We start from the raw sequence: 12,670 nt of genomic DNA on the forward strand, positions 1-12,670 counted from the left end.
CGAGCAGCACGGCGACCGTGTTCTCCGTCAGCGCCGACCGCATCGCCGTCAGGTCCCCGTAGGGCACGATCTGGAAGCCCGGCGTGTACGGCCCGAAGTCCGCCCTCGTCCCCGGGTCCGTGGAGAAGCTGATGATCGTCGTCGTACGGCCGTGGAAGTTGTTGCCCGCGACCACGATCTTCGCCATCTCCGCGGGCACGCCCTTGACCGTGTAGCCCCACTTGCGGGCCGTCTTCACGGCCGTCTCCACCGCCTCCGAGCCCGTGTTCACCGGCAGCACCGCCTCCATGCCGCACAGCGCCGCCAGCTGCTCGCAGAACGCGCCGAACCGGTCGTGGTGGAAGGCCCGCGAGGTCAGCGTCACCCGCTCCATCTGCGCCCTGGCCGCATCGAGCAGCCGCCGGTTGCCGTGCCCGAAGTTCAGCGCCGAGTAACCGGCCAGCAGATCGAGGTACCGGCGGCCCTCCACGTCCGTCATCCAGGCGCCCTCCGCGGTGGCGATCACCACGGGCAGCGGACGGTAGGTGTGCGCGCTGTGGGCGCCGGCGGCGGCGATGAGGTCTTCCGTAGCGGTCACGGCGGCTCCCGAACTCCCGAGGACGACGAGGGGTGCCCCCCGGTGAAAGGGAGGCCGTCCCCCTTCCTATCCCCGCCCGCATGGTGGACGCGGGAAATGCGCCGTCCGGCGCGCCCGGTAGGCTGACGACGGGCCGTGACTGGCGCGCCGGGTCCTGGCGGGAAAGCGATGCCAGGACCCAAGGATGGGACGGACCATCGGGGAGCGGCCCGAGAGGGAAAGAGTGCCGTGCGCCTGGGCCGTACCGTGAACGCCGAACGCCACGCCGGAGGTCCCGATGCCCGAGAACCCTGCGTCCCTGTCCCGTGAGTCCACCGCCTTCCGCGCCGCCCTCGACGTGATCCGCGCCGTCGAGCCGCGCGTGGCCGACGCCATCGGCCAGGAGGTCGCCGACCAGCGCGAGATGCTCAAGCTGATCGCCTCCGAGAACTACGCCTCCCCGGCCACGCTGCTGGCCATGGGCAACTGGCTGAGCGACAAGTACGCCGAGGGCACCGTCGGCCGCCGCTTCTACGCCGGCTGCCGCAACGTCGACACCGTCGAGTCGCTGGCCGCCGAGCACGCCCGCGAGCTCTTCGGCGCCCGCCACGCCTACGTCCAGCCGCACTCCGGCATCGACGCCAACCTGGTCGCCTTCTGGGCCGTCCTCGCCCAGCGCGTGGAGGCCCCCGCCCTGGAGAAGGCGGGCGTCCGCCAGGTCAACGACCTCTCCGAGGCCGACTGGGCCGAACTGCGCCAGGCCTTCGGCAACCAGCGCATGCTCGGCATGTCCCTGGACGCCGGCGGCCACCTCACCCACGGCTTCCGCCCGAACATCTCAGGAAAGATGTTCGACCAGCGCTCCTACGGCACCGACCCGGCCACCGGCCTGCTGGACTACGAGGCCCTGCGCGCCGCCGCCCGCGAGTTCAAGCCGCTGATCGTCGTCGCCGGCTACTCCGCCTACCCGCGCCTGGTGAACTTCCGGATCATGCGCGAGATCGCCGACGAGGTCGGCGCCACGCTCATGGTCGACATGGCCCACTTCGCGGGCCTGGTCGCCGGCAAGGTCCTCACCGGCGACTTCGACCCGGTCCCGCACGCCCAGATCGTCACGACCACCACCCACAAGTCGCTGCGCGGACCGCGCGGCGGCATGGTCCTGTGCGACGACTCCCTCAAGGACCAGGTCGACCGCGGCTGCCCGATGGTCCTCGGCGGCCCCCTCCCGCACGTCATGGCCGCCAAGGCGGTCGCCCTGGCCGAGGCCCGGCAGCCCTCCTTCCAGGACTACGCCCAGCGGATCGTCGACAACTCCCGCGCCCTGGCCGAGGGCCTGACGCGCCGGGGCGCCACCCTGGTGACCGGCGGCACCGACAACCACCTCAACCTGATCGACGTCGCCTCCTCCTACGGCCTCACCGGCCGCCAGGCCGAGGCCGCCCTGCTCGAGTCCGGCATCGTCACCAACCGCAACGCGATCCCGGCCGACCCCAACGGCGCCTGGTACACCTCCGGCATCCGCGTCGGCACCCCCGCGCTGACCACCCGCGGTCTGGGCACCGCCGAGATGGACGAGGTCGCCGGCCTCATCGACCGCGTCCTGACGGCCGCCGAGCCCGGCACCACCAAGTCGGGCGCCCCGTCCAAGGCCGCCCACGTCCTCGACCCGAAGATCGCCGACGAGATCTCCGGGCGGGCCACCGACCTGGTGGCCGGCTTCCCGCTGTACCCGGAGATCGACCTGGGCTGACCCCGCGGCAGGCTCAGAGGTCGATCAGCTCCTGACGCGTCTCCCGACGCGGCGGTCCGGCCCGGTGCCGGGCCGCCGCGCGGCGTACCAGCAGGGTTCCGGCGACCCCCGCCCCGAGCCCCGCGGCCGCCCACCACGCCTTCTCCCGCGTTCCGCCGCGGCCGGAGGCGGCGGGCTCCTCGCCGAGAAGGCCGTCGTGGTCCAGGCGGTCGTAGGACCGCCGCGACGCCCGGTGCCAGCGGATGTCGTCGTCCGGCAGGTCCGGCGCCGGGTCCGTGCGCACCCACGGTGTGCCGTCCTCGGCCACGAGCAACTGGTCCTGGCGCAGCATCGCCACGTCGCCGCCGGGTGCCCGGTTCGTCCGCGGCCACCCCCCGACCCCGGTCAGCCCCCACAGCACGGTGATCCGGACCGGGGGGTGGCGGCCCTCCGTCCACGCCTCCGGGACCCGCTCGGTGCCCGTGTACGCCGGGTCCAGCACGCTCCGCAGCCGGTCGAACCCGGCCTCCCCGGAGTGCCAGGCCGCGGTGCGCCCGGTGCCGGTGTACACGACCACCGCCACGTCGGGCTCCGGGACGGGCCGCGCGGCGTCCGCCGCCGCGGTTCCCGGCAGGCCCGCCAGGACCGCTGCCGCCGTCGCCGCCACCACGCATCCCGGCCGTCGCATGAAGTCCCCCTCCGTCGGCGCCCCTCGTCCGGCCCTTCCCGCCTCCCCGTCCTGCCTCCCTGTCATACCTTCCCGCGGGCGGAACGGCTTCCCCCTGTTCCGGACCAGTTCCCGACCGGTCCCCGAGGCCTGAGAGAATGGCGGACATGGCGACTGACCGACCCCGCGTGCTCTCCGGAATCCAGCCCACCGCAGGCTCCTTCCACCTCGGCAACTACCTCGGCGCCGTCCGCCAGTGGGTGGCCCTGCAGGAGACCCACGACGCGTTCTACATGGTCGTCGACCTGCACGCGATCACGATCCCGCAGGACCCGGCCGAGCTGCGCGCCAACACCCGGCTCGCCGCCGCCCAGCTGCTGGCCGCCGGGCTCGACCCGGAGCGCTGCACCCTCTTCGTGCAGAGCCACGTCCCCGAGCACGCCCAGCTGGCCTGGGTGATGAACTGCCTCACCGGCTTCGGCGAGGCGTCCCGGATGACCCAGTTCAAGGACAAGTCCGCCAGGCAGGGTGCCGACCGCGCCTCGGTCGGCCTGTTCACGTACCCGATCCTCCAGGTCGCCGACATCCTGCTGTACCAGGCCAACGAGGTGCCGGTCGGCGAGGACCAGCGCCAGCACATCGAGCTCACCCGCGACCTCGCCGAGCGCTTCAACGGCCGCTTCGGCGAGACCTTCACCGTCCCGGGCGCGTACATCCTGAAGGAGACGGCGAAGATCTACGACCTGCAGGACCCGACGGTCAAGATGAGCAAGTCGGCCTCGACGCCGAAGGGCCTCATCAACCTGCTGGACGAGCCCAAGGCCACCGCGAAGAAGGTCAGGAGCGCGGTCACCGACACCGACACCGTCATCCGCTTCGACCCGGAGACCAAGCCCGGCGTCAGCAACCTGCTGTCGATCTACTCGACCCTCACCGGGGCGGGCATCGCCGAACTGGAGGAGAAGTACGCGGGCAAGGGCTACGGCGCGCTCAAGACGGACCTCGCCGAGGTCATGGTCGAGTTCGTGACGCCGTTCCGGGAGCGGACCCAGCAGTACCTGGGCGACCCCGAGACGCTGGACTCGATCCTGGCCAAGGGCGCGGAGAAGGCGCGCACGGTCGCCGCGGAGACCCTCGCCCGGGCGTACGACAGGGTGGGCTTCCTGCCCGCCAAGCGCTGAGGCGCACCCCCGCACACGCGCGGCACCGGACAGAGCGCTGTACATCACTACGGCTGCGCCTGCCCACAACACGGCCGCGGACGTACAGTCGAAGCCGGACGGCAGTGACGAAACGGCCGAGAACCACGAGAACCAAACAGACGGCGCTTCCGACACGACGACAGGAGACGACGTGGGGACCCTAACGATCGGAGTGTCGATCGCGGTCCCGGAGCCTCACGGCAGCCTGCTCCAGCAGCGGCGCGCGGGCTTCGGCGACGCCGCGGCTCACGGGATCCCCACGCACGTCACCCTGCTGCCGCCGACGGAGGTCGACGACGCCGAACTGCCGGCCGTCGAGGCCCATCTGACGGAGGTGGCCGCGGCCGGCCGTCCGTTCACCATGCGGCTGTCCGGCACGGACACCTTCCGGCCGCTGTCGCCGGTGGTGTACGTACGGGTCGTCGAGGGCGCCGAGGCGTGCGCATGGCTGCAGAAGCGGGTCCGCGACGCCTCCGGACCCGTGGCGCGCGAACTCCAGTTTCCCTACCACCCGCATGTGACGGTGGCTCACGGCATCGACGACGCGGCCATGGACCGCGCCTTCGAGGAACTCGCCGCGTACGAGGCCGAGTGGCCGTGCACCGGGTTCGCCCTGCACGAGCAGGGCCCCGACGGGGTCTGGCGCAAGCTGCGCGAGTTCGGCTTCGGCGGCTGCGCGGTCGTTCCCCCGCAGGCGGGCCCCGTGGACCGCGGCACCCTGCCCACCCGCTGACGGACCGCGAGGACTACAGCGGCAGCCGCCGGAACACCGCGCGCGGCAGATGCCGCAGCACGGACGTCACCAGCCGGAGCACACCGGGCACCCACACCGTCTCCGAGCGCCGCCGGAGGCCCAGTTCGACGGCGGTGGCCACCTCCTCGGGGGTGACGGCGAAGGGCTCGGCCTCCCGTCCGGCGGTCGCCCCGGACCGTACGAACCCGGGGCGTACGACCATCACGTGCACGCCCGTGCCGTACAGCGCGTCGCCCAGGCCCTGGGCGAAGGTGTCCAGACCGGCCTTGCTGGAGCCGTAGATGAAGTCCGCGCGGCGGGCGCGTTCGCCGGCCGCCGCCGAGAGCACCACCAGCGAGCCGTGTCCCTGGTTCTGCAGCGACCGGGCGGTGACGAGCCCCGCGGACACCGCTCCGGTGTAGTTGGTCTGGGCGACCCGGACCGCGTTCAGCGGCTCGCGTTCGTCGTACGCCTGGTCGCCGAGGACGCCGAAGGCCAGCAGCGCCATGTCGACGGGGCCCTCGGCGAAGACCTTGCCGAGAGCGGTCTCGTGGGACTCGGGGTCGAGCGCGTCGAAGGGGACGGTGCGCACGTCGGCGCCCAGGGCGCGCAGGTGTGCGGCGGCCTCCTCCAGGGCCGGTGACGGGCGGCCCGCCAGCCACACCGTGCGGGTGCGGCGGGCGATCAGGCGGCGCGCGACGGCCAGGGCGATCCCGGACGTGCCGCCGAGGACGAGCAGGGACCGGGGGAGACGGGTCGGACCGGGGGCAGCTCTCACGGCAGAGGACTGTATCGTCCGGTTGTGCGCTGTTTGTCGCAGAAACGCGGTGTTGACGCGCTCGTCGAGCGGGCACAGTCCGCATCATGGACTGGCTGAAGAGGCTCCCCGTCGTCGGGCCGTGGGCGGCACGCCTGATGGCCACGCACGCGTGGCGGTCGTACGAGCGTCTGGACCGGGTGAAGTGGACACGGCTGGCCGCCGCCATGACGTTCATCAGCTTCGTCGCCCTGTTCCCGCTGCTGACGGTGGCCGCCGCGATCGGCGCGGCCACGCTCGGCGAAGAGCGGCAGCGCACGCTCCAGAACAAGATCGCCCAGCAGTTCCCGGGCCTGGGCGGTCAGCTGGACATCGGCGCCCTGGTGCAGAACGCGGGCACCGTCGGGATCATCGCCGGCGCCGCCCTGCTGCTGACCGGCGTCAACTGGGTCGCCCAGACGCGGGACTGCCTGCGCGCGGTGTGGGAGCTGGCCGACCCGGAGGAGAACCCGCTGCTGAGCAAGGTGCGGGACGCGGGCATCCTGGTGGGCCTCGGCGGCGCGCTGCTCGTCACGCTCGCCGTGTCCACCGTCGCCTCGGCCGCCGTCGGCTGGACCGCCCGGCAGATCGGGCTGGACGAACACGGCTGGGGCAGCGTGGTGTTGCGGGTCGTCGCGTTCGTGGTCGCCGTACTGGCCGACTTCCTGGTGCTGCTGTACGTCCTCACCCTGCTGCCCGGCGTCGAACCGCCGCGCCGCCGGCTGCTCGTCGCCGCACTGATCGGCGCGGTCGGCTTCGAACTGCTGAAGCTGCTGCTGAGCGGCTACATCCAGGGAGTGGCGGCGAAGAGCATGTACGGCGCCTTCGGGGTCCCCGTCGCCCTGCTGCTGTGGATCAACTTCACCTCCAAGCTGGTCCTGTACTGCGCCGCCTGGACGGCGACGGACGGCAGGGGCACCCGGCTCAGGGGCGGTTCCGGCGGCGCACCAGGTCCGGCAGCGGCCAGCGGCGGTTGACCAGGAACGCCCCGGCGGCGAGCAGCACCAGGGCGCCGCCCGCGACACCGAGGGCGGTACCGGCGCCGCCGGAGCCGCTCCTGACGGAGGCGCCGGCCACGGGCTCGGACGGCGATCCGCCGCCGCCCGCCTGGCCGGCCGAGGGCGTGGCGCCCGGCTGCCCCTTCGCGCCGACCGCGCTCTTCGGCGGCACCAGCTCGCCCACCGGCCGTACCTTGCCCGCGGCGGCGAAGCCCCAGTCGAACAGCTTGGCGGTCTCCTTGTAGGCCTCGTTGTGCTCCTTCTTCTCCGGGTTCATCACCGTCACGAGCAGCACCCGGCCGTCGCGTTCGGCGACGCCGGTGAAGGTGTTGCCCGCGTTGGTGGTGTAGCCGTTCTTCACGCCCGCGATGCCCTGGTAGACGGAGACGTCGTAGTCGCCGCTCAGCAGCCGGTTGGTGTTCTGGATCTCGAAGGAACCGCGGGTGGTCCTGCCCTTCTTGTTCTTCTTCGTCTCGCCGGGGAACGCGGCCCGCACGGTCGAGCAGTACTCGCGGAAGTCCTTCTTCTGCAGCCCGGAGCGGGCGATCAGCGTCAGGTCGTACGCCGAGGAGACCTGGCCCTTGGCGTCGTAGCCGTCCGGGCTCACCACGTTCGTGTCGAGGGCCTGCAGCTCCTGCGCGTGCGCGTTCATGTCCTCGACGGTCTCCTCGACGCCGTCGTTCATCGCGGCCAGGACGTGCACGGCGTCGTTGCCGGAGCGCAGGAAGACGCCCAGCCACAGGTCGTGGACCGTGTACGTCTCGTTCTCCTTGATGCCGACCAGGCTGGAGCCGGGGCCCACGCCGGCCAGGTCGGCCGGGTCGACCCTGTGCGTCTGCGTCTTGGGGAACTTCGGCAGGACGGTGTCGGCGAACAGCATCTTCAGCGTGCTGGCCGGGGGCAGCCGCCAGTGCGCGTTGTGCGCGGCGAGGACCTCGCCGGACTCGGCGTCGGCCACGATCCAGGAGCGGGCGGTGATGTCCTTCGGCAGGACCGGAGCGCCGTTCGCCAGGTCGACCTGCGTGCCCGCCCGGCCCAGGCGGGCGCCGCCCACGGTGGACATCTGCGCCGGGGGAGTGGCCGACGGGCTCGTTCCCGGGGCGGCCGGCGCGGCGAGGGCGGCGGGCGCGGTCAGGGAAACGGACAACAGGGCGGCGGAAGCGACCAGCAGGCAGCGCCTGGCGGTCTTCTGGGGTGCGGGCACGGTCGGAAACGTACCTGGCACCGGCAGTGACGTTCCGCCCGGCCTCCCACCCCGGGCGCGGAGCCCGGCGTCCGGCGGCGATACTGGAGGTATGAAGCTCAGCCGCCCCGTCTCCTGGTTCCTGCTCGCCTTCGGGGTGTGGAGCTGGGTCATCTGGGTCACTTTCGTCAAGAATCTCGTCAAGGACGGCAGCGGGCTCGCGTTCGACGAAGGGCATCCGACGGCGTACTTCTGGGTGCATCTGACGCTCGCCGTCGTCTCCTTCGTATTGGGGACGGTCATCGGGGCCATCGGGTTGCGCGGAGTGCGCGCACTGCGCCGGACGTCATAGCGTTCTCGACACTCCGACCGGAAGGTACGTACGGCATGGTGGTCGTCTTCGTGCTCGTGGCGCTGCTCGTCCTGACCGGCGTGGTGGCGGCCAACCGGTACCTGTGGCGGCGCCTGTTCCGCGACACGACCCGGGGTCCCGGCCCGGTGCGGCGGGCCGGGGCGGCCCTGATCGCCGGCGGCTGGCTGCTGGCCGTCGGGGCCTTCGTCGGCGCACGCGCCGGCGCTCCCTTCTGGCTCCAGCGCACGCTGTCCTGGCCCGGCTTCCTCTGGCTGGCCCTGACGCTCTACCTCCTCCTGGCCACCCTGGCCACCGAACTCCTGCGGCCGGTCCTCCACCGCCTCCTCGCCCGCCCGGCGGCACGGGACTCCGGGCCGGAGCGCGACGGGCGGACGGACCCGTCCCACGAGCCGTCGCCCGCCCGCGAGACGGTGCCCGCCCACGGACCGGCGTCCGCCGGTGAGACGGCGCCCGGCGGCCCGGTGTCCGTTTCCGGGGCCGGGGCAGGGGCCGGGGGCTGTTCCGTCGCCGAGGCGCACCCCGTTTCGGGGCCGGTGTCCCCGGCCGGGGAGGAGACGGCGGTCCAGGCGCCCACCCGGCGGCTGTTCGTGTCCCGGGTGATGGCCGGGGCCGCGGCGACGGCCGCGGTGGGGACCGTCGGGTACGGGACGTACGGCGTGCTGCGGGGGCCGCGGGTGAAGAGGGTCACCGTGCCGCTGGCGAAGCTGCCGCGGGCCGCGCACGGCTTCCGGATCGCCGTGGTCAGCGACATCCACCTGGGGCCCGTCCTGGGGCGCGGCTTCGCGCAGAAGGTCGTCGACACGATCAACGCGACCCAGCCGGACCTCATCGCGGTCGTCGGGGACCTGGTGGACGGCGACGTCAAGGACCTCGGGCCGGCGGCGGCGCCGCTGGCGGGACTCCGGGCGCGGCACGGGGCGTACTACGTCACGGGCAACCACGAGTACTTCTCCGGCGCCGAGCAGTGGGTCGAGGAGGTACGGCGCCTCGGCCTGCTCCCCCTGGAGAACGCGCGCACCGAGCTGCCCGGCTTCGACCTGGCCGGCGTCAACGACCTGATGGGCGAACGGGAGGGACAGGGCCCCGACTTCGAGCGGGCGCTCGGCGACCGGGATCCCGCACGCGCGTGCGTGCTGCTCGCCCACCAGCCCGTGCAGATCCACGAGGCCGTCCGGCACGGTGTGGACCTCCAGCTGTCCGGCCACACCCACGGCGGCCAGCTCTGGCCCGGCAACCTCCTCGCGGCCGCCGCCAATCCGACCGTCGAGGGCCTGGAGCGCTACGGGGACACCCAGTTGTACGTCTCCCGCGGCGCCGGCGCCTGGGGCCCGCCCACGCGTGTGGGCGCCCCCTCCGACATCACCGTCGTCGAACTCGCCTCCCGGCAGGCCTGAGAACCGGCCGGGAACACCTTGTGAAGCACATGCGAAGCACGTCTTCGTAACTTCTTCTCCTCGCCTCCACACCCGGCTCCTCCCAGGTGAGAGGCGTGTGATTAGGTGTCGGCGCCACGAGGACGTGGCAAGTGTGAAGGGCCCGCGAAGGGGCTGGGGAGGCTACCGATGCGATCGGTTCGCACGCGCACACTCACGGCGCTGCTCGTACTGGCGGTCGTGGGCGTCGGCGGCTGGCAGTTGCTGCCGTCGCAGCAGAACAAGAACAAGGCGATCGTCGTCGGCACGACGGACGCCGTCACCTCGCTCGACCCGGCCGGCGCCTACGACGCCGGTTCCTGGGCGCTGTTCAGCAACGTGTTCCAGACCCTGCTGACCTTCCAGCCGGGCGGCACCTCCCCGGTTCCGGACGCGGCCAGCAGCTGCGACTTCGCCGACACCGGACTGCGCACCTACCGCTGCGAGGTGCGCGAGGGCATCACGTTCCCGAGCGGACGCACGATGACCGCCGAGGACGTGAAGTTCTCCTTCGACCGCGTCAAGAAGATCGACCTCGACGTCGGTCCCGCCTCCCTGTTCTCCACCCTCCGCTCGGTCGAGGCCGTCGGTTCGACGGTCACTTTCCACCTGTCGTCACCGGACGCCACGTTCCCCCTGAAGGTGGCCACGGGAGCCGGCTCCATCGTCGACCGCACCCGCTACTCCAAGAACGCCCTGCGCACCGGCACCCAGGTCGACGGCTCCGGACCGTACCGGCTGAAGGGGTACGCCAAGGACAAGAGCGCGGTGCTGGAGCCGAACGGCTCCTACGAGGGCGCCGTCAGCGGCACCCGGCAACCGGTCGAGCTGCGCTACTTCGACACCGCGGCCGAGCTCGACAAGGCCTGGCAGGACAGGCGGATCGACGTCGCCGGCCGCACCCTGTCCCCGAAGTTCCTCGCCGGACTCAACCCGAGCGACCCCGGGAACCGCGTCTCGGTGTCCGACAGCTCCGAGGTCCGCAACCTCTACCTCAACACCCGTGCCTCCTCCCCGCTGCACGACGTCCGCGTCCGGCAGGCCATGGCCTGGCTGATCAACCGCGAGCACCTGGCCGGCGCCGTGTACGACGGCACCGTCGACGCGCTGTACTCGCTGATCCCGACCGGCATCACGGGCCACACCACGGCGTTCTTCGACGCCTACCCGGAGCAGGACGCCAAGCGGGCGCGCGCGCTGCTCACCGAGGCCGGCGTGTCGGTCCCGGTGCGCTTCACCTACGGCTACGGCGAGGGGCGCGGCGCCGCCGCCGAGGAGGCCGCCGAGCTCAAGCGGCAGCTGGAGGAGAGCGGTCTGTTCGAGGTCGACCTCAAGGGCTACGAGTGGACCGACTTCCAGAAGCGCTGGGCGGACGGCAAGCTCGACGCCTACGCGGTCGGCTGGGTCGCCGACTATCCGGACCCGGACACCTTCGGCTCCCCGCTCGTCGGCACCGGCTCCACCATGAGCACCGGTTACAGCAGCAAGACCGTCGACAGGCTCGTCCGGGCCAGCCAGCAGCACGCCGACCGCGGCCGGGTCGTCACGGACTTCCGCGACCTCCAGGCGCGGATCGCCACCGACGTGCCGCTCATCCCGCTGTGGCAGCGCAAGGAGTACGTCGTCAGCAACGAGGACGTCGGCGGCAGCCAGTACCTGACGGACGGCACCGGCGCTTTCCGGCTGTGGAAGCTCGACTGGATCTGACCGGTGACCGCCGGGGCCGACGTGGTCAGGGAGCCTTCTTCTGCCCGGCCCTGAGGATCTCGGTCACATCGAGGGTGACCTTGGCGCCGATGGAGTCGGGGAGGGTGACGAGCTCGCCGGGGGCGTGGGGGCGGTGGTACTCGTACTTGCCCTCGACCGGATCCGCCAGGACGTGAAGACGCTGATGTTTGCGGTCGACGACGACGTAGACGGGGACTTTCGCCTCGGCGTAGGCGGCGACCTTGGTCTTCAGGTCGTCCTTCCAGTTGCTGGAGGTGACCTCCAGGACGAGACGGAAGCAGACCGGGTCGTACGCGTTGTTCTCGACGAAGTGCTCGTCGATGTCGGCGTCCACCACGACGAGGTCGGGGATGGCGTAGTCCTCGGCGCCGGCGGGCAGCCAGATCCCGACGTTCTGGAGGACTCCGGTTTCTGCGCCGTGCAGTCCGGCGGCGATGAAGGGGAGCATGAGGTCGGTCAGGACGCGGGCGTGGGGAGCATCCGGTGATGGGGTCACGAGGAGGTGGCCTCCGATGATCTCGACGCGGTAGCCCGGATGGCGCTCCATGATCTCGTCGGCGATGGCCGTGAGCGAGAACGGCCGGTCGTCGTCGAAGGGCTGCTCGACGGATGCGGCGGACATCGCGTGCCTCCTAGGGGCTGGTGTCGAGAGCATCATCGTAGGCAGGCGGGACCCCGGGCGTCCTGTTCCGGCCGGTTCACCCGAAAGCGATCAATCGGCCGCGGCGCCCGGAGGCGGGCGTGGCCCGGACGGGCTCCGTCAGGGTCTGCGGCCGAGCTGCGGCCGCTTGCCGTAGTCGGTGAACCCCAGGACGTTGCCCCACGGGTCGGCGAACTCGACGGTCCAGCCGGTCGCCCCCGGGGACGGCTCGTCGAGCAGCGCGATCCCGGCCGCCGTCAGCTCCCGCGCCGCCACCCGCGCGTCCGGCACCTCCAGCCACACCCGGGGCGAGGGCCACGGCGGCGTCCGGTGCCCGAACGTCTCCTCCACGCGCAGCAGGATCCCCGGCGCCTCGCCCCCCACCTTCAGCCCCGCGATCCCCGCCTCGTCCAGCCGGAACGCCACCGTGAACCCGGCCCGCCCGTAGAAACCGACGGCCTCGCCGAGATCCCCCACGGGCAGCAGCACGTTGTCGAACCCGAGCAGCTCGTACGACTCGTCATCTGACATGCCATCAGATTAGGTACCCCGGGCGTGCGGTGGGGGAGGCCGGGCGCGGCCGGGCCGCCCGGTCACTCGTTGGGGCGGACCCCGAGGTTTCCCTCCGGCCGTACTTCCTGCAATATGAC

General features: G+C 72.2%; 13 protein-coding genes. 7 read left to right on the forward strand and 6 right to left on the reverse strand.

What is annotated here, in order from left to right:
* Positions 1–577: aminotransferase class III-fold pyridoxal phosphate-dependent enzyme (locus tag RH94_RS44205; protein ID WP_234425950.1), on the reverse strand; the 577-nt coding region annotated here is incomplete at its 3' end.
* A gap of 277 nt (positions 578–854) precedes the next feature.
* Here RH94_RS44205 and RH94_RS22095 point away from each other — a divergent pair.
* Positions 855–2,309: a glycine hydroxymethyltransferase gene (locus RH94_RS22095; protein ID WP_073949235.1), complete on the forward strand. Its 1,455-nt coding sequence runs from the start codon at positions 855–857 to the stop codon at positions 2,307–2,309.
* Between the two features lie 13 nt (positions 2,310–2,322).
* Here the strand turns inward: RH94_RS22095 and RH94_RS22100 are convergent, their stop codons facing one another.
* Positions 2,323–2,976, reverse strand: coding sequence for a hypothetical protein (locus RH94_RS22100; RefSeq protein WP_073949236.1), 654 nt, complete (start codon positions 2,974–2,976; stop codon positions 2,323–2,325).
* A gap of 146 nt (positions 2,977–3,122) precedes the next feature.
* Here RH94_RS22100 and trpS point away from each other — a divergent pair, with 146 nt between their 5' ends.
* Positions 3,123–4,136: a tryptophan--tRNA ligase gene (gene trpS / locus RH94_RS22105; RefSeq protein WP_073949287.1), complete on the forward strand. Its 1,014-nt coding sequence runs from the start codon at positions 3,123–3,125 to the stop codon at positions 4,134–4,136.
* A 172-nt stretch (positions 4,137–4,308) separates the two neighbouring features.
* A complete protein-coding gene (locus tag RH94_RS22110; RefSeq protein WP_073949237.1) occupies positions 4,309–4,890 on the forward strand; it encodes a 2'-5' RNA ligase family protein in 582 nt (193 codons plus the stop codon).
* Between the two features lie 13 nt (positions 4,891–4,903).
* Here the strand turns inward: RH94_RS22110 and RH94_RS22115 are convergent, their stop codons facing one another.
* Entirely contained in the window at positions 4,904–5,668 is a 765-nt protein-coding gene (locus RH94_RS22115) for a decaprenylphospho-beta-D-erythro-pentofuranosid-2-ulose 2-reductase (RefSeq protein ID WP_073949238.1), read from the reverse strand.
* A gap of 86 nt (positions 5,669–5,754) precedes the next feature.
* Between RH94_RS22115 and RH94_RS22120 the strand changes: the two genes are divergently transcribed.
* Positions 5,755–6,663, forward strand: a complete 909-nt coding sequence (locus tag RH94_RS22120) for a YihY/virulence factor BrkB family protein (RefSeq protein ID WP_073949239.1) — start codon at positions 5,755–5,757, stop codon at positions 6,661–6,663.
* Here the strand turns inward: RH94_RS22120 and RH94_RS22125 are convergent.
* Positions 6,611–7,888: a D-alanyl-D-alanine carboxypeptidase family protein gene (locus RH94_RS22125; protein WP_073949240.1), complete on the reverse strand. Its 1,278-nt coding sequence runs from the start codon at positions 7,886–7,888 to the stop codon at positions 6,611–6,613. The genes RH94_RS22120 and RH94_RS22125 overlap by 53 nt on opposite strands.
* 91 nt (positions 7,889–7,979) lie before the next feature.
* Between RH94_RS22125 and RH94_RS22130 the strand changes: the two genes are divergently transcribed.
* The 3 genes from RH94_RS22130 to RH94_RS22140 all read left to right on the forward strand — a co-directional run bounded on the left by RH94_RS22130 (position 7,980) and on the right by RH94_RS22140 (position 11,359).
* Positions 7,980–8,219: an SCO4848 family membrane protein gene (locus tag RH94_RS22130; protein ID WP_073949241.1), complete on the forward strand. Its 240-nt coding sequence runs from the start codon at positions 7,980–7,982 to the stop codon at positions 8,217–8,219.
* Positions 8,220–8,254: 35 nt separating this feature from the next.
* Positions 8,255–9,634, forward strand: a complete 1,380-nt coding sequence (locus RH94_RS22135) for a metallophosphoesterase (protein WP_073949242.1) — start codon at positions 8,255–8,257, stop codon at positions 9,632–9,634.
* A gap of 168 nt (positions 9,635–9,802) precedes the next feature.
* Positions 9,803–11,359, forward strand: coding sequence for an ABC transporter substrate-binding protein (locus tag RH94_RS22140; RefSeq protein WP_073949243.1), 1,557 nt, complete (start codon positions 9,803–9,805; stop codon positions 11,357–11,359).
* A 25-nt stretch (positions 11,360–11,384) separates the two neighbouring features.
* On the opposite strand, the gene RH94_RS22145 is transcribed toward RH94_RS22140, so the two are convergent.
* Complete coding sequence (locus tag RH94_RS22145) at positions 11,385–12,002, reverse strand: Uma2 family endonuclease (protein WP_073949244.1); 618 nt, start codon at positions 12,000–12,002, stop codon at positions 11,385–11,387.
* Between the two features lie 138 nt (positions 12,003–12,140).
* Positions 12,141–12,551, reverse strand: coding sequence for a VOC family protein (locus RH94_RS22150; RefSeq protein WP_073949245.1), 411 nt, complete (start codon positions 12,549–12,551; stop codon positions 12,141–12,143).
* Positions 12,552–12,670: the final 119 nt, after the last annotated feature.

Origin of the sequence: Streptomyces kebangsaanensis (assembly GCF_001906585.1) — a bacterium.
Classification (GTDB): domain Bacteria; phylum Actinomycetota; class Actinomycetes; order Streptomycetales; family Streptomycetaceae; genus Streptomyces; species Streptomyces kebangsaanensis.

Excerpts from the sequence above, each read along its gene's own strand:
- RH94_RS22135 (WP_073949242.1), top strand. The coding sequence starts at position 8,255 with ATGGTGGTCGTCTTCGTGCTCGTGGCGCTGCTCGTCCTGACCGGCGTG.
- RH94_RS22150 (WP_073949245.1), bottom strand. The coding sequence starts at position 12,551 with ATGTCAGATGACGAGTCGTACGAGCTGCTCGGGTTCGACAACGTGCTG.
- RH94_RS22145 (WP_073949244.1), bottom strand. The coding sequence starts at position 12,002 with ATGTCCGCCGCATCCGTCGAGCAGCCCTTCGACGACGACCGGCCGTTC.
- RH94_RS22100 (WP_073949236.1), bottom strand. The coding sequence starts at position 2,976 with ATGCGACGGCCGGGATGCGTGGTGGCGGCGACGGCGGCAGCGGTCCTG.
- RH94_RS22140 (WP_073949243.1), top strand. The coding sequence starts at position 9,803 with ATGCGATCGGTTCGCACGCGCACACTCACGGCGCTGCTCGTACTGGCG.
- trpS (WP_073949287.1), top strand. The coding sequence starts at position 3,123 with ATGGCGACTGACCGACCCCGCGTGCTCTCCGGAATCCAGCCCACCGCA.
- RH94_RS22120 (WP_073949239.1), top strand. The coding sequence starts at position 5,755 with ATGGACTGGCTGAAGAGGCTCCCCGTCGTCGGGCCGTGGGCGGCACGC.
- RH94_RS22130 (WP_073949241.1), top strand. The coding sequence starts at position 7,980 with ATGAAGCTCAGCCGCCCCGTCTCCTGGTTCCTGCTCGCCTTCGGGGTG.
- RH94_RS22095 (WP_073949235.1), top strand. The coding sequence starts at position 855 with ATGCCCGAGAACCCTGCGTCCCTGTCCCGTGAGTCCACCGCCTTCCGC.